At 38.9% G+C, this 19872-nt stretch carries 14 protein-coding genes and 1 pseudogene; 10 read left to right on the top strand and 5 right to left on the bottom strand.

Translation table 11 applies throughout. The annotated features are described in order from the left end of the window. Nucleotides 1–31 precede the first annotated feature (31 nt). The 5 genes from HC725_RS02935 to HC725_RS02955 form a co-directional block, all read right to left on the bottom strand. Complete coding sequence (locus HC725_RS02935; RefSeq protein ID WP_190330269.1) at nt 32–721, bottom strand: response regulator; 690 nt, start codon at nt 719–721, stop codon at nt 32–34. A 45-nt stretch (nt 722–766) separates the two neighbouring features. Further along, complete coding sequence (locus tag HC725_RS02940; RefSeq protein ID WP_190330270.1) at nt 767–2401, bottom strand: ATP-binding protein; 1635 nt, start codon at nt 2399–2401, stop codon at nt 767–769. 270 nt (nt 2402–2671) lie between these two features. Beyond that, on the bottom strand, nt 2672–4180 hold the full coding sequence (locus tag HC725_RS02945) for a tripartite tricarboxylate transporter permease (protein WP_190330271.1): 1509 nt from the start codon (nt 4178–4180) through the stop codon (nt 2672–2674). Between the two features lie 12 nt (nt 4181–4192). Further along, nucleotides 4193–4681 (bottom strand): tripartite tricarboxylate transporter TctB family protein, encoded by a 489-nt coding sequence (locus tag HC725_RS02950; RefSeq protein WP_190330272.1) that lies wholly within the window; start codon nt 4679–4681, stop codon nt 4193–4195. A gap of 81 nt (nt 4682–4762) precedes the next feature. Further along, on the bottom strand, nt 4763–5749 hold the full coding sequence (locus HC725_RS02955) for a Bug family tripartite tricarboxylate transporter substrate binding protein (RefSeq protein WP_190330273.1): 987 nt from the start codon (nt 5747–5749) through the stop codon (nt 4763–4765). Between the two features lie 828 nt (nt 5750–6577). On the opposite strand from HC725_RS02955, the gene HC725_RS02960 reads away from it, so the two are divergent. The 10 genes and pseudogenes from HC725_RS02960 (at nt 6578) to HC725_RS03005 (ending at nt 19491) form a co-directional block, all read left to right on the top strand. Then, nucleotides 6578–8224, top strand: coding sequence for a ShlB/FhaC/HecB family hemolysin secretion/activation protein (locus HC725_RS02960; protein WP_190330274.1), 1647 nt, complete (start codon nt 6578–6580; stop codon nt 8222–8224). 20 nt (nt 8225–8244) lie between these two features. Next, on the top strand, nt 8245–12981 hold the full coding sequence (locus HC725_RS02965) for a filamentous hemagglutinin N-terminal domain-containing protein (protein WP_190330275.1): 4737 nt from the start codon (nt 8245–8247) through the stop codon (nt 12979–12981). A gap of 72 nt (nt 12982–13053) precedes the next feature. After that, nucleotides 13054–13194 (top strand): annotated as a pseudogene (locus tag HC725_RS16890) (hemagglutinin repeat-containing protein); the annotation flags it as partial. 12 nt (nt 13195–13206) lie between these two features. Then, nucleotides 13207–13992, top strand: a complete 786-nt coding sequence (locus tag HC725_RS02975) for a hemagglutinin repeat-containing protein (protein WP_190330276.1) — start codon at nt 13207–13209, stop codon at nt 13990–13992. Beyond that, nucleotides 13910–16762 (top strand): hemagglutinin repeat-containing protein, encoded by a 2853-nt coding sequence (locus HC725_RS02980; RefSeq protein ID WP_190330277.1) that lies wholly within the window; start codon nt 13910–13912, stop codon nt 16760–16762. The genes HC725_RS02975 and HC725_RS02980 overlap by 83 nt, the downstream gene beginning before the upstream one ends. Next, entirely contained in the window at nt 16749–17447 is a 699-nt protein-coding gene (locus HC725_RS02985; protein ID WP_190330278.1) for a hypothetical protein, read from the top strand. The genes HC725_RS02980 and HC725_RS02985 overlap by 14 nt, the downstream gene beginning before the upstream one ends. Continuing rightward, the gene (locus HC725_RS02990) at nt 17440–17964 is read left to right on the top strand and encodes a hypothetical protein (RefSeq protein WP_190330279.1); all 525 of its coding nucleotides are present in this window, start codon (nt 17440–17442) and stop codon (nt 17962–17964) included. Before HC725_RS02985 ends, HC725_RS02990 begins: the two co-directional genes overlap by 8 nt. Before the next feature lie 9 nt (nt 17965–17973). Further along, nucleotides 17974–18447 (top strand): hypothetical protein, encoded by a 474-nt coding sequence (locus tag HC725_RS02995; RefSeq protein ID WP_190330280.1) that lies wholly within the window; start codon nt 17974–17976, stop codon nt 18445–18447. Nucleotides 18448–18589: 142 nt separating this feature from the next. Next, entirely contained in the window at nt 18590–19033 is a 444-nt protein-coding gene (locus HC725_RS03000; protein ID WP_190330281.1) for a hypothetical protein, read from the top strand. A gap of 209 nt (nt 19034–19242) precedes the next feature. Beyond that, nucleotides 19243–19491: a DUF3297 family protein gene (locus tag HC725_RS03005; RefSeq protein ID WP_190330282.1), complete on the top strand. Its 249-nt coding sequence runs from the start codon at nt 19243–19245 to the stop codon at nt 19489–19491. Nucleotides 19492–19872: the final 381 nt, after the last annotated feature.

Here is a 19872-nt window from a genome sequence, read left to right on the forward strand (position 1 = left end):
ATAGTATAGAAGTTGCCATAATTGTCTTTATTTAACTCAACTTCACATACACTCGTTCAGGTCGTCCGACTTTTCCATATTCGTTTTCAGCGGTTAATAATCCATTCGCCGAGCAATATTCTAGATAGCGGCGAGCAGTGGTTTTACTAATGCCGGTTTCCTGCACTAAACGATCCACGGTGAATTTTATGCCAATATTTTGTGAGAATACGCGTTTAATCTTTTCAAGAGTGATGCTTTCAATTCCTTTTGGTAGTAACTGTTGGTTTTTGTCCCGAAGCTGGATATTAAATAATTCATCAATCTGGCGTTGCTCAAGGTTTTCGTAGGCTTTCATTGCATTATTTAAGGTTAAATAACGATTGAGGGTTTCTTGTAAGCGCTCATATGAAACGGGTTTTAATAAGTAATCAAAACAACCTAATTTCATGGCAGCTTTTACAGTATCAATTTCATCTGATGCAGTGATTAGTACCACATCAATTTTATGTGAGATTTTATCGGCGATAATTTCTCGGAATAAATCAATACCCGTTCCATCTGGTAAATAATTATCTAAAATAATCAAATTAGGCTTATGCACTTTTACCATGGTTCTTGCCATTTGAAGTGTTTCGGCAATACCAATAGGATTGAAACGATTGGTTTGTCTTAGAATCTGGCTATGCATTTGCGCAATTCTTGCGTCATCTTCCACGATTAATACATCAATTAAATCCATTTTATTTACCTTCATTATGGTGGTTTGAGCCACTCTTGTTGTTAGTTATGCTTTCGTTGGGATAAATATAGAAAATATACAACCTTGTGGTTCTGCGTGATCAACATTAATAAAACCACCCGCATGGGTTACATAACGATGCACTAAATATAATCCAATGCCATGATTTTGATGATCATCTATTTTACTGGTCACACCTTTTTTCCATATTTCATCAATTAAATGTGGTTCAATTCCAATTCCGTTATCGGTTACTTCTAAAACTAAATCTTTACCTGCATCGGTAATCAATAGCTCAATGATACGATTGCTGGTGGTGTTGCGTTGCGTAGCATCAAAGGCATTATCAATCAGATTTCCAAGGATGGCGCATAATTCGGTTTCACTTAATGCTGAATTTAATGAATATAGTTGGCTAGTGGGATCAAACCGTAATTCAATATTAAGCTCTTTAGCCCGCAATGATTTACCTAATAATAGGCCAGCGACTTGAGGCAGCTGAATATTATGGTGTATGAAATCTAGTAATGCTTGTTTGCTCGTGTTTTCGTGATTGATCAATTGTTGTACTTCATCCAATTTCCCCATTTGAATCAGGCCAGATATGGTCGCTAAGCGGTTTGAAAATTCATGGCGTAAAACACGCAGGCTATCAGTGTGCTGCTGAACTTGGGTTAACTCCATGGTCAAGGAATCGATATCACTTTTTTCGCGAAAACTCACCACCCAGCCAGTGAGCTCTTTTGGTGTATGTTCTTCTTGCTTATAAATAGCGACTCGACTGGCAATTAAGCTTAATCCATTTAAGTGAATAATTTCATCTTTTAAGTTGATATGTAATGGTTGGCGAAAAAAGAATTCAGTGTGGGAAACATACTCAATAATTTGGCGTGTTTTTAGGTATTTAATATCTTTATTTATGCCGAGTAATTTCTTAGCCGTTTTATTGATAGTAAGAAAATAGCCTTGGTTATCGATCGCAATTATGCCTTCATAAACAGAGCTTAATATCGATTTTTGTAAATTTAAGGCGAGGGCGATTTCTTCTGGTTCCATACCGTTCATTTTGGTTTGAACATGGCGAGAAAATCCCCACGCGGCAATGAGAGTAAGTGCGAAAATACAGAAAATCTCGACCAATAGTGGCGTCATATAAACATCAAGCCATTGGTCAAATCGATTGAGTAAGTAGCCGACCGAGACGACGCCAATAATGTTGTGGTCAGCATCAAAAATAGGTGTTTTTCCGCGAATTCCGTAGCCTAAACTGCCTTCACGTAGAGTGATATAAGATTCGCCACGCTCTAATACGCCAGTATTATCACCACCTTGCATCGCATGTCCGATCCGCTCTTCGACGGGGTGGGATAAACGGATACCTTTTTCATCGCCAATCACAATAAAACTGGCATCGGATATTGTTGATAACCTTTCTATATGCGGTTTCAAATCGCGTATGTTTTTTTGCTTAACTTGTTTAATCAACTCAGGATCGCTGGCAATCTCTTTGGCTTGAATTAAAGCGCGAGTCCCGACTTGGTGTTTGATTGAATCATATAAGGTGCTGTCAAAGTGCCAAACCATGACCGACATTTGTAGTATCAGTAAGACAAATAAAAGTAAGAATACTTTGGTGCGAAAGGTGAGCTTAGATAAAGAGGAAATACTGCTTTTTATCATACGTAATTGACCAGATGGAGGAAAAGATGACGTTATTTAGTGTGGATTTAACTTATGCGCAGTATGAATGTTAAATTAAAATCTGAGTGATTACAGTGATGAATTCTTGCTTTCAAGAAAATGTTAAGAATGGTAATACTATTTAGGTGGTGGAGGACTTTGTTCAAAAAAATCATGAAAAAAGCCCAAATAACCGAATGTGAATATCAACTGGTTACTTGGGCGAAGGGTAATGTTACTAGGAACTTATCCCAAAGGAGAATAGGTGATCTATACCGAAGCGGATCTTTGTGCCATTTTTGTGCGTAGAGCTCCAATCATTGGCAAAATTATAGATAATGCAATCACGACTAATAATATTTGTGCAATACCAGAGTGAGCAAAAATCGATAAGTCTTGGTTAGAAATACGATAGCCTTGACGGAATGATTGCTCCATTTGCCCACCTACAATTGCCGCTAAAATCATCGGTGCCGTTGGAATGTTAGCGCGTCCCATAATAACGCCGGCAATACCTAAAATAATCAATATGTAGAAATCGACCACGGAGGTACTGATCGCATAGCAACCTACAAAGGCCAAACCTAGTACTATTGGATATAACACCTTAGCTGGAATGGATAACAACCGAACTAACACACCCGCTAATGGGATATTCACAATAGCCAAAATAACGTTAGCGACAAACATACTGGCGATTAAGCCCCATGCGGTGTCAGGATGTTGAGCAAATAGTAATGGTCCCGGCTGAATACCTAACATAAGCAGCGCACCCATCATTACCGCTGTTGTGCCAGATCCCGGAACGCCAAGTGATAACATTGGTATCATAGCGCCAATGGATGCTGCATTGTTGGCCGATTCTGGTGCAGCTAAGCCTTCAATTGCACCGTGTCCAAATTCATCTTTGTTTTTAGATATTTGCTTCTCATTGTTGTAACACATCAAGGAAGCCATAGTGCCGCCAGCACCGGGTAGAGCACCAATAATGAAACCGACAGGCGCACTGCGTAGAATTGGCCATTTTGAGCGTTTCCAATCTTCTTTAGAGATCCAAATGCGCTTGAATTTAGTTTGGACTTTTTTGCTGCCATCACTCAGAGTTCTAAAGCTTTTAAATACTTCACCCATGGCATAAATACCAATGATGACCACTAAAAAGTCGATCCCCGTTTGCAGTTCTAAATTACCAAACGTAAAGCGCTGTAAACCCGATTGTGAATCTATTCCGACGGTGGAAATGGCCAGACCAATCGCCATGGATAAAAAGCCTTTTAGCATATTACCTTTTGACATGGATACCGTCATGGCAAGGGCGGCGACCATCAATAAGCAATATTCGGCTGGGCCAAATTTAATCGCAAAACTAGCCACTGGCTCAGCAAGTAAGGTCATTAAAACCGCGGCAATCGTACCACCTATAAGTGATGCAATTGCTGAAATGGCTAGGGCTGATTCCGCACGGCCTTTCATTGCCATCGGGTAGCCATCAAAAGTGGCGGCAAGCGCGGCGCCATCACCTGGGGTATTAATTAATATTGAACTTCGAGATCCACCAAACATTGCGCCAATATATACGCCAGTCATGGTAATAAGTGAAGCCGTTGGCCCCATTGCAAAGGTCATAGGTAATAAAATTGCTACACCAGTTGCTGGTCCTAAACCCGGTAGCATTCCAATTACTGTGCCTAAAATTCCGCCGACAGTGATCAAAAATAAGTAATAAGGCTGAAGGGCAACACCAAAGCCATTCATTAAATTTGCTAAAATATCCATCATGATTTAGCTCCGTTAATTAAAAAATGGAAAAGGTGGAAGATTGACGGCAAGCAAATCATTGAAGGTAATGAAAATGCTACCAGCAAAAACGATAGAAATGATGGCTCCTTTTTTCCAATAAGAAAGTCCGCATGTCACCATCAACATGGCAAACATAAATAAGGTGGTACTGATCACATAGCCTAAATGTTCGAAAGTTAGCGCATAGAAAAAGCAGATCACGCAAGTAATGGCTATTTTTCGGCGGTCACTTTTTCGCTGTTGGCTTTCATTTAATAAGTCTTTTATAGCAAGAATGGACGGTGTGATCCCACCTTTTAGGATCAGCAAAATTCCGATAAAAATCGCAATCGCTGCAATTGCCAATGGCATAAAAATCGCTTCAAGTGGGTTGCCGAACATCGGCAGCGGCATATTATAGGCGTAACCGCCGTAAGTGAGCCCGAAGACAATACTAAATAGCCCAGTTAGAGCATCCCAGTTAGGTTGTTTTGTTGACATATCACACCTTCATCAATCGCTGTGGATTAAGGCGGAGAATAAACTCGCGCCTTATATTATCGGTAATATTATTTGAAAGACTTAGCGACCAAATACTTCTTTAATCAATGTCTTATATTGTTCATTGGTATTAGAAAGAAAAGTAGTGAAGGCTTCGTTATCTTGGTAAGCATTATCCCAACCGTTACGTTTAAGTGCAGCTTTCCACTCAGGCGTTTCAACCATTTTGTGTAGTGCTTCGCGCCAGTATTTGACGGCATAGTCTGGCATATCTTTCGGGCCAAATAGACCACGCCAGTTTTCAAATGTAACGTCAATACCTTCTTCTTTTACGGTTGGAATTTCAGCGATTAAGCCTGTGCCAATTCGTTTGTCGGCTGTTTGAGCTAATGCATGTAATTTACCGCTTTCTACTATGCCAGCGACATCGCCTAAACCTGTTGAAATTAAATCAACATGGCCACCCAGCGCTTGTGCAACTAAACTGCCATCTTGGAATGAGATGTAATCAATTTGACGCAAGTTCTCAACGCCAGCCGCTTTTGCTACTAATAAAAATTGAATGTGATCCATTGAACCCGCAGCAGAAGTGCCACCAATTTTGACTGATTTAGGATCTTTTTTAAGTGCATCCATTACTTCTTTAATAGAATGGTATTTTGAGTTTTCAGGCACAACAAATGCCGCGTAATCGGTGATCAAACGTGCTAACGGTGTTGTATCTTTATAGCTATATTGAGTTAATCCGGTCAGGTTAGTCAGCAAAATCGGTGGGGAGTAAACGGAGATTAAATCGCCTTTGCCTTTTTGAGTTTGCATATACGCTAAATTAACCGCGCCGCCGCCACCGGGACGATTCACTACAGGCATATTTGAATCTACGATGCCCGTATCTTTTAACGTTTTCGCTACAGTACGAATGGTTAAATCCCAACCACCACCTGCGCCAGCGGGGGCAATCATGTTAATAGTATGAGGTGGATAATCTGCCGCAACAGCAGTATTAACCAAGAGGAGTGATGAGGTCGCAATGACCGCTCCAGTGAGTAATTTCTTTAGTTTCATCATGATAGACGTCCTTTGTGTCTTATTTATAATTGAATATCGAGCTCTACATTTCGATACAGCGCTGATATTTCTTTATTGTGTTGTTTCTAATGTGTTTCGTTATTGTTAATTGATGTGTTGAGCGGTAAGAATACGCATTGCAGCAAAAGGGAAGTGAGAGCAGGAGCAATTAAACATCACGAATCAATGGTGCTTATGGTTTTTATGGTGTTAATTGATGTTTTATTGCATTTAGGGGGGTATTTTTGGTTTTAAGCCTGATGTAAGAGCCACTAAAATTGAATCAACGTTAGTTTATTTTATACCAGTCGACGTTGTGGGGAGGCGTAGCTGTAAAGCCGAAAGGTTTATTTTCACTCCGTTCAATATATTTTCCCGCGATATTAAACGAATAAGTGTGACGTATAAACTATGGCATTTTTAGTTTGAAATTCAGCGCATTTTATTCGTTTTTTAGTTTTAAATTAGTGGAGCGCTATGTAGATTTGTCTAATGGATGTCATACGTTACCGGAATCATTCTATAAATTAACGTCAGCTGATATCGTATGAAATCGCGGTATCTTTTGCCAGAATGCACTTGATTTACTTTCTCCTTAACAACAAATCATTTAAATACCATTGATATTATTTTTTGAACTGAAAATATAAAAATTCAGTCATCTTTAAATCATTATTCATATCTTAAATAAAATTGCGATTGATGTTGGAAAATTGACTGTCCCATTTAGATTATTTCCTACATTTTTAATACTTAATGAGTGTTAATTTATATTCCAAATTTTAATAGGTAATGGATTGTAAGTTGAAGGGTTTATTTTTTTTGGGAATGGCAGTATCTTTTTTTTCTACGCTTTCTTATGCACTTCCTATTATTAACCCATCAATAAAAGATGAGTTACAGCAACAACAGGCAGAACGCTTAAAGCAAATAGAGCAGTCGCAACAGCAGTTACAACATCTTACACCACTTCCTCAACTACCTGACGACAATGTCGCCACGGAAGAAACACAGTGTTTTGAGATCCATTCGATTTCTTTTCAAGGTAATCAGGCGATTTCATCTAATACCTTGCATCAGCAAGTAGCTGAATATGAAGGTCAATGTCAATGCCTTGGATTATCAGGTATTAACCGTATTTTGCATGACATTAGTAATTTCTATATTCAAAAAGGTTATGTGACTTCAAGGGCATTATTGATCCCACAAGATTTATCCGATGGTTCTTTAATGATCCAAGTGCTAGAAGGCAAGCTAGAAGACATATTGCTGAACCGTCAATCTCATTGGTTTGGTTCTGCTTTCCCTTATTCTATTAACCGCATTTTAAATTTACGGGATATTGAACAAGGCCTCGATCAGATTAACCGTCTAGCTCGATACAATGCCACCATTGAACTGCTTCCTGGTACAAAGCCTGGCTACACCATCCTAAATATCAAAACAATGGATAACGGCTGGCTACATGGTTCACTCGGTTTTAATAATGGTGGACAAAAAAATACAGGTGAGACACAGCTTTCAGCCAATGCCTCGCTTGATGATGCCTTAGGTCTTCTTGATAATTGGTCAGTTTCGGGCAGTAAAAGTAGTGAATTTTCTAACTATTACGATTCACAAAATGCTCGCTTAGCGGTGTCTATCCCCAATGGCTATCGCACCTTTTCTTATTCCTACTCTTACAGTGATTATTTGAACACGGTATCGAGTAATAACTTTAGCTTTGAATCCACTGGCAATACTAGTACACATGATGCGGCGCTCGATTGGATGCTGTTTCGTGATGATAAACAGAAGATAAGTACTAAAGCCGGTCTCAATTACCGCCAAGATAAAAACTACATTGACGATGCGTTCTTATCAGGTAGCAGCCGGAATCTAGCCGCTGCTGCTTTGTCTCTTGATTACAGTTCCAAATTAGGGCAAGGCTTTTTGACTATTTCCCCACGCTATGTCAGAGGTATTTCGCTTTTCAATAGTGAAAGTGGCAAAGGCGAGTATGATTTTTTGCCTTCAGCTGAGTTTGATAAAGGTGAATTCACGCTTTCTTATCGCAGGGGCCTCATTGTTCCTAATTTATCATTTTCCACTACTTTTTTTGGTCAATGGACCAACGATACCTTATATGGCAACCAACGTTTATCGATAGGTGGGGATTATTCTGTTCGTGGCTTTAAAGAGCAATCTTTATCAGGGGATAGTGGTTATTACTGGCGCAATGATCTCACTTATTATTGGGGTAGCTTGCCTTGGTTGGGCGGGATCTCTTCAGTATTAGCAATCGATACTGGGAGCATTCACCCTGATCAATATGATCCTTATGAAAAAGGTCACTTAACAGGAACGAGCTTGGCACTGAGTAGCAGTAAGCAACACTATTCAACTTCTTTGAGTGTGGGGTTTCCTATTGACGCGCCACGCTGGCTAAACCCAGATAGCTACGTGGTTAATTACTCTATCTCTGTTTATTTCTAGCGAATTAATAGGCTTAATTTATGAATACCTCTTTTTCCTATTCTCATCGTGTTATGGCCTATGGTTTATGCTGGGTATTAACGGTACAGCCAGCCATGGCAAACGTTCAGCCGGGCAATGCTAATACACAGGTTAGCCAAGCTGGAAATGGTGTGCCTATCATCAATATTGCCACGCCAAATGGGAAAGGTTTATCACACAACCAATATCAGCAATTTAATGTTGATAAGCAAGGTTTGATATTAAACAATGCGACCGACAAGTTAACCCCAACCCAACTTGGTGGGCTCATCCAAAATAACCTTAACTTGAAAGGCAAGGCCGCCTCGGTAATTTTGAATGAAGTGACAGGTGCTAATCGGAGTCAGCTTAACGGTTATACGGAAGTGGCTGGCAATAAAGCTAATGTCATTGTCACTAACCAATATGGTATTACTTGTAATGGTTGTGGCTTTATCAATACATCAAGAGCTACTTTATCGACGGGTAAACCACAAATCTCTAATGGTGAATTGATTGGGTTTGATGTTAATCAGGGGGATATCCTAATTAATGGACAAGGCCTTGATGCCACTCAACAAGACTATCTCGATCTCATCAGTCGCAGCGCAAAAATTCAAGCCAATATTCATGCTAATCAACTTAATATTATTGCTGGTTCTAATGAGGTGGACTACAAAACGAACCGTATTCGTAGTACTCAACCGTCGACAGATAATACACCTAAAGTTGCGATAGATTCCTCTGCATTAGGCGGCATGTACGCTGGTCGTATAGCGTTAGTCTCTACGGAAAAAGGCGTTGGGGTGAATGTGAATAATTTGGCCACATCAGTTGATGATATTCGTATATCTTCCGATGGTAAAATAACGTTAGGGGCAGCAAGTGCTCAGGGAAATTTAATAGTTGACTCCAATCAAGATATAGATTTGTCCGATAAGCAATTTGCTAAACAGCAGGTTAATATTTCAGGGCGTTCAATTAAAGCCAACAATGCAACAACCGTTGCTGAAAAAGAGCTGAAAGTGTCAGCGATAGAAAATATTGACTTGAAACAATCGCGTTTAGTTTCAGGCGTTAATGCTAACGGTGATGTGCAGAAAAATGCACGCCTAATTATCAATACTGAGCAACTTTCCCTGTCTGAATCCAGTGTCACGTCACAAAAAGATTTGATAAGCACAAGTCATCTGATAACCGTTGATAATAAGAGTCTTATTACGAGTACTGATGCAACACTCAATCATCTCGAGTCATTAACAAATGATGGAGCGGTTCAAATATCCCACTCTTTGAAGATTCAATCAAACAGCTCTGACACTAAAGAAATGCAGCTACTTGGTAAGGGAAAAGTGGCTGCAGGGAAGATCGATGTCAATATTGGTACTGGTAATATAAATACCTCAATGCATTCAGCAACATCTACCTCAATACAAGCTGGCTCTAAACTGTTAATCGGCACTCAAGCCAAATTAAATGCTAATACAAACTTAGATATTAGTGCTGATGATCTTTTTCAATCTGGAGATTTGCAGGCTGGTGATGAGATAAATATAAGGTCAAAGCATTTAACTCATGGGGGGAAATCGCAAGCAAACAATATAAAAATATCTTCAATGCTGGTTGAACAAGCAAAAGGAGAGATTAATTCAAGAGAGACTGTCAATATTAAATCTGACAAGGTGTCAATTCTGGGGGATATTTCTGCCAATGGTAATGTTGATATTAATAGTGAAAGTCTATTGGTGGGTGGTTTAATCCAGACCGAAGGTGTCTTAACTATTGAAGCTGTTAATCAATTCAAAAATAACCATGCTGGGAAACTGTTAGCAAAAGGTGATCTTGAACTAAATGCAAAGGAGATTAATAACCAAGGTGATATTAAATCAGGAAAAAATGTGATTGTTAAAGCTAATGATATAGAGAATTCGCATCAAGTATTAGCAGGTGGGAATATATCTATAAATGCTCATAATATACAGCAAGATGGAGATTTACAGGCAAATCAATCAATTGTTCTGGAGGTTTTGGATACATTATATAACCTAGGGAAGGTACAAAGTGGTCAATATTTATCTATTGATGCTGATAGTGCAAATGTTGAGAATGATGGCCTAATTTCTGCTGGTAGTGTATTGAGTTTGACGTCATCTCAATTGAATAATATCGGTCAAATAATGTCAGGGGAAGATGTTAGATTAATGTCTGAGGGAATAATAAATACAGGGGGTGTCTACGCTAAAAATAATTTAAATGTAAGTGTAAGTGGTTCCTCTGGGTTGTATAATTCAGGTGTGATTAAGTCAGATAAGAATATTACTGTTATTTCTAAAGATATAAATCAACTTGGGGTGATTGAGGCTCAACAGTCTCTTGCAGTCACGGCTGATAACATTCAACAAAAAGGTAATATATTAACTTCTGGGGGGGTGGCTTTAAATATAAAGGGCACTCTTGATAATAGTGGGATAATTAACAGTAGTGGCGAAATTGACATCACAGCTCAAACGTTAGTTAATGATAAAGAATTTTTGGCTGAAAAAAACATCAAGATTAAAACTCAATCTGTTATGCAGAAAGGAGTGATAAAATCAGAAGAAAATATAAGTATTGATACTGATGGTACGTTGGTAAATGAGGGGGAGATTAAATCGACAGGATCTTTGAGTATTAATTCTGACTTGTTAATTAATAAAAATAAAATACAATCTAAAAATCAATTAATGATTCTAGCATCTTCATTGCAACAATCTGGTGAGATACTCTCAGTTGGTGATTCTAATATTGAAATTTCTGGGGGGGTGGGAAATATAGGTGACATTAGTACAAGCGGCGATATTTTCTTTATAGCAGGTGATCTTAATAATCAAGGTCAAATTTCATCGCTAGGTAACACACATATAGTAATAAAAAATAATCTAACGAATACAAGTGAAGCTATTATTTCTGGGGGGGATACATTTATATCATCCTTAAATATTAATAACTCTGGTCAACTGCAAGCTTTGAGTAACTTAGGCTTATCAATTCAAAATTTTATAAACTCAGGAGCATTGGTGGCTCTCAATAAGCTTTCTGTAGTAGCTGATAGCAATGTTAAAAATCAGGGGTTAATTTACTCTGGTAATGATGCAATCTTCCATATTAAAGGTAAGCTGAGCAATCAACAGGCAGATATCTATATAGGAAATAACCTTGCTATCCAAGGGCGCAATCAAGGAGAGCTTGCGCAAGCAGTCGATAATATATCCGGTAGTATCGAAGCACAGGGGGAACTCACGATAAAAGCGGAGAAAATAAACAATCGTCGAATTAATATTGATATGGAGATGGAAAGCACAACGTCAAGTGATATCCCCAGTAAGATAGAAAAAGATATGCCATTGCATGAAATTTCTGGCACTTGTTCTGAAAAAGGGAGTGGTAACCAAGGAAGTTCAGCTCAGATTTGTGATTTTCGTTTTAATGGAATTGATGAAACAGTTCTTGTTTCTAAAGAATATGTAAAAGTGACTGCTGAAGGTGAATCTTCACGCTTGGTTTCGAATTCAAATATGCACTTAGATTCTCATGATATTTATAATGATGCATCTTTGATTGCATCGAATAAGAATTTAGATATTTCAGCAAATAATTTATTCAATAAATCTTATCAGGAGTATCAAAAAGAGATAAATGCAATCTATCAAGTTGAAGGTGGAATTATTAAAAATGTAAATGAGTTATTTGCTGGTACGACACCGGTGGTTGCATATAGGGAGCTTGATTCATCAACAGTATTTGGTGATAAATATCAATCTTCAATTGTCACTACAGGCACGATGACTCTTGATGTTAAAAATAAAGTGGATAATGGGACAATCGGTAAAAGTGCCAAAGAACAAATTTCAGACAGTTCAGCTAATGTTAAAACCACAAAGAGCATAAAAGTTGATAGTAATTCCATTAAAGGCCCAGAGTTAAGCCAGTCTAGTGATGTTACTTCACCAAATGTAAAGATGCCTACGCTCTTTTTTCCTCAGAGTAATGATGTTCCTTTTCCTAAGTTTAAATTGCCAAGTAATCCTAATGGACTTTTTATTTACTCTCCGAGCCTAAAATCAAAATATGTTATTGAAACTAACCCTGTATTGACTAACTTAGGTAGCTTTTTAGGGTCTGACTATTTTCAATCAAAGCTAGGCCTCAATCTTGACAAAAGATCTCCTTTTCTAGGCGATGCTTTTTATGATACGAGAGTTATTACTCAAACTATTTTTGAACAAACTGGATGGCGTTATTTACATAAGGATGTCGGGAGTGATTTAGTTCAAATGCAACAATTGATTGATAACGCAGCATTAGAAAGTAAAGAATTCCGATTAACCGTTGGTGTCGCACTAACTGCAGAGCAAATTTCTAATTTAGAAAATGATATTCTTTGGTATGAGACTATTAAAGTTAATGGTCAAACGGTGCTCGCGCCTAAGCTGTACTTATCTCAAGCGACTCTCTCTAATGTGAAAAATGGCGCTTTAATTGCTGGAGAAGAAATCGCAGTCAGTGCAGGTAACATCAATAACTCAGGAAGCATAGATAGCTCAGGCAATATGACTTTAGTTAGTCAAAATGCGATCAATAATAACGGCGGGTTATTGCAAACTTCTGGCAATATGCTGCTGCAAGCGCTAAATGACATAAACAATATTGGTGCTCAAATCAAAGGTGGCAATCTTGCGTTAATCAGTGAACAAGGCAGCATTAATAACCTGACCTAAACCTCAACGACACAACTCAATGATGATCGTGGCAATCGTTATATAGGTACAAACTTTGAAAGTACGGCCTCTATAGAAGCAGATCAACATTTAGTTATTAATGCAGGCAAAGACATCAACATTCATGCCAGCCAGGTTTCTGCAGGTGGCTGTGCCGCGTTACAGGTTGGTGATAATATCAACATCACTTCTGCCAACGATGCGACTCAAATCAAAGGCCACAATATGGAAAAACGTCATGTTGAGGTCGTCAGCTCTACTGTTAATGCAGGTAATGATTTGGTACTTAATGCGGGTCAAGACATTACGGTGATTGGCAGTCAAGTAGTGGCAGGGGGCGACGCAGCGCTGAAAGCTAAGGGCGATATTACCTTACAAGCGCAAACTAACAGCGATTATTCTTACCTTAAAACCAAAGAGAAGAAAAGCTTTGGCCGCTCAAAAACCACCATTGTTGAAACCCAAACTGAAAGTGTCGTTGGCGCAGATATTACGTCCGGTGGCAACCTTAGCTTACAGGCTCAGACATTAGGGGATACCCAACTTGCGGGTGGCAGTAGCAGCATCAATGTCATTGGCTCTAAACTGACATCCGGTGGCGATGTCAGTTTAAGCGCGGATGGTGACATCACCCTTGCAGCGCAAGAAACCAAAACGTACAGCCATAAAGAAGTGAATAAAAGTGGCTTTGGTGGTCTGTCTAAAAAACAAAAAGGCAGCATTGATTATGCTACTCAGCTGACTGGCAGTGATGTGGTGGGCGCAGGCTCTGTGCTCATCAATTCAGGTAATGATATCAATCTCATTGCCAGTGGTATTGAAGCAGGCAAGGACGCCTCTTTAACCGCGATGAATCAAGTGCTCGTTGGCGCAGGTGAGACTACCGAAAGTCATCAATCTTGGTCTAAAAGCAGCAGTTTCTTAAGCGGTGGCAGTTTGTTTTCAATGGAGAGCATCAAAGACACCAGCAAGGATATTACCGCGCAAGGATATTACCGCGCAAGGCAGTAATATTACTGCCCAAGGTAATGTGAATGTTCAATCCGGCAATACCAAAGTCATTGGTTCGGATATTGAAGCAAAGGGTAATATATTACTGGTTGCCGATACGGGCGATGTGCAAATTCTTGCCGCAGAAGAGTCCCATAATAGCACTCATAAAAGTGAAAAAATTGATGTGGGCTTTGGTGATGCATTTAAAAGTCTCACCCCGCAAGGCATGATTGATAGTGTGAAAGATTCGGCCAAAAACGGGCAAATCAAAGCAACCATCGCAGATGCTACCTACGATGCGCAGGAGAGCAGCATTGAGCGTACCACGCATCAAGGTTCTAATATTGTGGCTGGCGGCGATGTTACAGTGAATGCCGACAATGACATCAACATTGAAGGTTCGAACTTAATCGCTGGTAATACACAAGACAGTGCTTTAGTGGCTAACGGCGCAACAGATGGCCCAGGCCAGAGTGGCGATGTTAACCTCAGTGCGGGTAACAACATTACCATTGCGGAAGTCAATGATACGGAACACACGAAATCGAAAGAAACTCACGGCGAAGCCAGCTTAAGTGTGACCGTGCAACACCAAGCGGTAGAAGTGGCCAAAATGGTGGTTGCAACAGAGAAAGCGCGTAAGCAAGCTGAGCAAGCACAAAAAGATTACAAGCAATATAAGAAGCAACTTGGCGGGCTTGAAAATACGTTAAGTGATTTAAAAACGCAGCTAGCTAATCATGAGCCAGGCGTGACTAAGCAAGATATATTGGAGCTGCAAGGCATTATTGCCGACACCAAAGATGATGAAGCTTGGTATGTGAGTAATGTTGCGCTTGCTGGGGCTAACCTTGCATCTAAAATTACCTTGCTCGCCAAACAAACCGCAGCAGCGGCACAAAGTTCGGGAACGTATGGGTTTGATGTCGGGTTAGAAGCCAACGTGAACGCCAGTACCAGCAAAAATGAAACCATTAGCAGTACGGCGCAAGGTTCAACCATTGCAGGTAACAACATCAATATAAAGGCCGGTCAAGACGCCACCATTCAAGGCAGCCAAGTGCTGGCCGATGATGAGCTGAACTTAAGCGCTGAGAACATCAATATCTTAGCCTCGAAAGACACGCAATACACTCAATCAAGCAGTGAAAGCGGCAGCATTACGGTCTCGACCAGTGTGTATGGTGCGTCTACGGGATTGAGTGTGAATGCGGAAATGTCTAATAGCGCTGTAACCAGTAATAGCACCACTTACAATAACAGCGTACTCGTCGGCGATAATGTCACGATGAATTCAAGCAATGACACCACGATAAAGGGTGGGAATGTTATTGCCAATAATACACTGAATGTTGATGTGGGTGGTGATTTAACGGTGGAATCGGTACAAAACCGAGAAACCGCTAATAACCATGGCATGAGCATCAGCGCAGGCACAAGCTTTGGTGGCGGCGCTGCGGATTCAAACTGGCATGCACCTGAAGGCGGTGACTTAAGCGGTGGCAGTGCTGGCTTTAATCAGTCCCAAGGCCGTAGTAGCCAAACCGATACGGTCATCAGTAGCTTAGTGTCCAACGGTGATGCCAATATTAACGTCAAAGGCAATACCGATTTAACGGGCAGTACCATTGCCACATTGGATGAAAATAGCAACGACAGTGGCAAGCTTGCTATGAACACAGGCAGCTTAACCTTTACCGATTTAAGTGATACCCGCTACAGCAGTAATAACAACAACGGCGTTAATACCTCTGTGGGCATTAACGGCACCGATATCGATGCGACCAATAACAGCACCACGTTAAACCTTGCCAATGGCAGTCATTACAGCAAAGATAAAACGCTGGCGACATTAGGCCAAGGTGAGATTACCGTAAATGGTCAAACCGAAACGGGCGATGGCACCGTTTTAGCACCAGAGCTTAACCGAGATATTCACAACCAAGATAAAGAGCTGTTTGCGGTGGATAGGCAGCAAGGTAATGTGGATGTCACGGTTGACCATCGATTGTTGACGGAAGAAGGACGAGAGCAAGTTGTAAAAGACTTAGATGAATTTGGTCAAAATACTCAAATCATGGCCAATGACGTTGCTTCAATTCCTAAAATAAAGTGTGATCAGGAATGCTCTTCGGTTGAGTCAAATTACAATAAAGCAGTAGAAGTTTTGAGTCTTTTGGATATACCAACGGAATACAATAATGGGGGCATCATTGCTCAGGTGCCAGTGTTGTTTGGTGGTGATGATATTAAACATACGATTACGGGGGATAAAAACAGTGATGTCTATACCGTTAATGGCATTTTAAATACTTTTGAAGGTGCACAAGAAGGAGGGAATATTATGGCAGGTGAAGGTGTCGCTCATCAAACCGTATACAACCCCACTCATGGCATTTTCAGTGATTTATTAGAGTCTGCGGTGGATTTGGTGGGTAACCATGTGGGTATTCAAACAGGGATAAGCCAACAAATGGAACAATTTCAGAAAGATTGTGTAGGGTGCATGATTTACATGCATTCGCAAGCCAATATTATTTCACAAGCAGGAGCGAACCCTGAAAATGGTAATCAGTATATTAGTATTGGTTCACCTTTATGGAATAGTACATTAAAAGATAAATTTAATATTAATAATAAATCCTATATTTTAAAACACGATGGAGATTATGTTGCTAAGCCTATAAATGTAATTAATCCAACAACATGGAATAATGCTGGTCATCCTGTTGAAGCTTACAAACCAGAATTGAATAAACTTCATGAGGGACTATATGATAGGAAATAAATGTTGCTTTTTTTTTGTTATCGTACTGTCTGGTTGTAGTGCAATGGTTGACAGTGTAGATAAGTATACGGGTGATTATGATGGTAAATATTTAGGTGAATATATGATCTTCCCTAGCCCATATTATACTACTCGTATATTTAATAATCCTGAATATATAGGAAACTCACCAAGTTCTTTTAGTGTTGAATCTTACAGTTATAAGGAAATGACTAAAGATGAGCGTTTTTTTCATAAGTACTATTTTACAGATTTAGGCGAAAACGCAATAGAGCTCCCAGCCAAACAAATGTGGCACTCTAAAAGGCAAGGAAAACACTTTTTCCCGAGGCTAGCTATCGGTTATTCAGAACGCAGCACTACTCAAGAGGAACGAGATAATGTGAATCGTTTTAGGGATTCCTATACTTACCAAAAAAAGAATGGCCAATATGTGAAATTTGACTATTTAGAAGCTTATGCTGCTTATGAAAAAAAACGTATTCCAGTGCAATTTTGTCAATCAGACGGTTGGTGTAAAACTTATATTCGGCCTATGGACTATTCTAGTGGCGCATTTGTTGTTTATGATGCAAAAGATACCACGCCGACGAGTAGAATACTTTACGAGCTAGATAACGCCCTTTATGTTAAGCGCTCTGATATTTACCCACCATGGGAAACAGAGGAGTCTGATAATGAATAAATTATTTATCGTATTTGCAGTGTTCATTTTTTCTGGTTGTTCTAGTACTGCCGTAAAAAATCTTGGTGAATCAAGTTTATATAATAATCATTATCATTTAGAACGACATTTTGATGCGCCAAATTCATCAAAGGCCAATGAAATTAAATATTACCTTGCCAATATTGGTGATGGGACGATTGAAATTCCACCCACTCACATGTGGTACGCTAATCGTAAAAATCAGGCTATTGATAATGATGGGTATTTTGAAAATATATTTCTTTATGAAAAGATCAATGGTGAATACAAGAAATACGATAATTTATTAGCAGTAAAAGATGGGCGAGATGTTTTAGTTCCGATTTATCACTGCGCAGAAGTAAATTGGTGTCAGCTATACATTCCACCGATTTCTAGAGGAGCGTATAAACAATATCAATCAGGAAAAATTGAGCCATTTGATAAAGATGGTTTGTTTTATTTTATAAGTCATGGATTATATATAAAGCATGACGATTTATATAAACTTAAGTAAGGAAGCTTAATGAGAAAGTTACAAATAATATTGTTCATAATGCTTTTATCTGGTTGTGGATCGTTACCACAATCACCATCGTCTTTTCCGATAGCAAAAATATATGAAAGAACCGCTTTAGACTATGGAGAAAATACCGTTATTTTCAATTTCCCTACTCATGGTTATGTCGGTGATAAAATGGCGATTGCCGCTAATGGTGCTGCAGGAAATCGAAAAGCACTGTTAGAGCAAATGAATAAATATCAAAAGATAGCAGAAGCCGAAAATCTTCCTATAGTGATAGTGATCACTAGCGTGAATCCAGAGTTATCAAAAGCGATTATATTGGGAACCTTAACGAGTGACTCCGTTAACGGGAATGATTACTCAAATCTAAGATTTGTTTATGCGGGTAAGCAGGAAAACTCTAACGAGATAAAGGATGCTATGGAGATAAAAGGATTTAAATATGGATTTATGGATATTTATAATGGATTTTAAATAATATAAAAAATTCACCTCACATAAATGGTTGTGGTGATAACGAGAAAGATAATTTAACTTGTAATTATGATAAATATTTAAATTAATTCTCTTTAATAGAGAAGGTACTATTTTGTCTAAAATAAAAAAGGAAATAAAAATGTTTAATAAATGGTGTTTAATTTTAGTGTCTTTGTTTGTTATCTCTGGGTGTTCATCTTCTCCAAATAATGAATACCTTAATGCACCTAAGGCAACAGGAGATAAAGCTTTAGTGTATTTAATGAGGACTAATGGACATAGTATGTTTAATGCAACATACATCTTAAATGGCGTTAAAATTGTTTCACTTAATGATTATGAATTTTCTTGGATTTTAGCTCCTGAAGGGAAATATGATTATTCAGTAGCAGAATCTATGACGAAAGCTTTGAAGACAACATTAAATTTTGAGGCTGGGAAAACATATTATCTTTACTATGGATTAGAAAAAGATGACTCAGGAAGATCGAGTATTATAACAAAGCTGCTAGATGAAGATAAAGCTTTAAAAGTATTGCCGTATAGTGAATATAAAAAAGCAGCAAGGCAGTTGGCACAGTGAATTTGTTTTTCCGTACGAAACTATAGAAGATCTTGCTGATTTAGGTGATTAATTAGCGGGGAGTGATGTGATGGGTACAAGGCATGTTGTATCCATTAGTTCAATGAAGCACGCAGAGTTATTAAATCAGTGACTCATTATTACAGTTCTTGAGCGCAAGGCTTGTATTGTCTACAATGAGGCACTTTTTATTTACTTAGGTCATTAACATGAGCGATACGAACTCAAAGCCAACTTTACCAGATCACCTTTCGGGCAATCCTCGCAGTCCACATCATGTAGCAGAATGCTTCGATCATCCAATTGGTATTCGTCTTAATGGGAAAGAGCGTACGGATGTTGAAGAGTATTGTATTAGTGAAGGTTGGGTGAAAATCCCATCACCGAAAGCGTTAGATCGCCGTGGGCAACCAATTCTGATCACCTTAAAAGGTACGGTTGAAGCCTTTTATATCTAAGCTTTTTTAGCAACACATAGAGCTCAGAATTATCTAGGCTTTATGTGTTGTTTGTTTTATTCGATTTTTCACACCAAGTTTTAATATTCCGCTTTTCTAACCTCTTCCGCTTAATGTAAAACAAAATAGGTAGTTTCGCTTTTTATGCGATTTGGCTTTCATTCTTGATGGTAAATATTCACTAAAATGCAGTATGCCGATGGAGTCTTTTATGCTTGAGACAATTTATGATGATATGTGGAACTCTTCGTACCCGAAAATAGAAAATAATCAGTATGTGTCACCACCAGTGCAAAAATGATCCACTAACACCAATTGAAAATTGATCCACTTGGTATCATTCAGTTTTAACAAAACTGGATGGTGATTATGTTAACCAAG

It is taken from the genome of Vibrio sp. S17_S38, from assembly GCF_014694375.1.
Classification (GTDB): Bacteria; Pseudomonadota; Gammaproteobacteria; order Enterobacterales; family Vibrionaceae; genus Vibrio.

Coding starts and splice junctions, on each gene's coding strand:
- HC725_RS02935 (WP_190330269.1), bottom strand. CDS start 721: ATGGATTTAATTGATGTATTAATCGTGGAAGATGACGCAAGAATTGCG.
- HC725_RS02940 (WP_190330270.1), bottom strand. CDS start 2,401: ATGATAAAAAGCAGTATTTCCTCTTTATCTAAGCTCACCTTTCGCACC.
- HC725_RS02945 (WP_190330271.1), bottom strand. CDS start 4,180: ATGATGGATATTTTAGCAAATTTAATGAATGGCTTTGGTGTTGCCCTT.
- HC725_RS02950 (WP_190330272.1), bottom strand. CDS start 4,681: ATGTCAACAAAACAACCTAACTGGGATGCTCTAACTGGGCTATTTAGT.
- HC725_RS02955 (WP_190330273.1), bottom strand. CDS start 5,749: ATGATGAAACTAAAGAAATTACTCACTGGAGCGGTCATTGCGACCTCA.
- HC725_RS02960 (WP_190330274.1), top strand. CDS start 6,578: ATGGCAGTATCTTTTTTTTCTACGCTTTCTTATGCACTTCCTATTATT.
- HC725_RS02965 (WP_190330275.1), top strand. CDS start 8,245: ATGAATACCTCTTTTTCCTATTCTCATCGTGTTATGGCCTATGGTTTA.
- HC725_RS02975 (WP_190330276.1), top strand. CDS start 13,207: ATGGAAAAACGTCATGTTGAGGTCGTCAGCTCTACTGTTAATGCAGGT.
- HC725_RS02985 (WP_190330278.1), top strand. CDS start 16,749: ATGATAGGAAATAAATGTTGCTTTTTTTTTGTTATCGTACTGTCTGGT.
- HC725_RS02990 (WP_190330279.1), top strand. CDS start 17,440: ATGAATAAATTATTTATCGTATTTGCAGTGTTCATTTTTTCTGGTTGT.
- HC725_RS02995 (WP_190330280.1), top strand. CDS start 17,974: ATGAGAAAGTTACAAATAATATTGTTCATAATGCTTTTATCTGGTTGT.
- HC725_RS03000 (WP_190330281.1), top strand. CDS start 18,590: ATGTTTAATAAATGGTGTTTAATTTTAGTGTCTTTGTTTGTTATCTCT.
- HC725_RS03005 (WP_190330282.1), top strand. CDS start 19,243: ATGAGCGATACGAACTCAAAGCCAACTTTACCAGATCACCTTTCGGGC.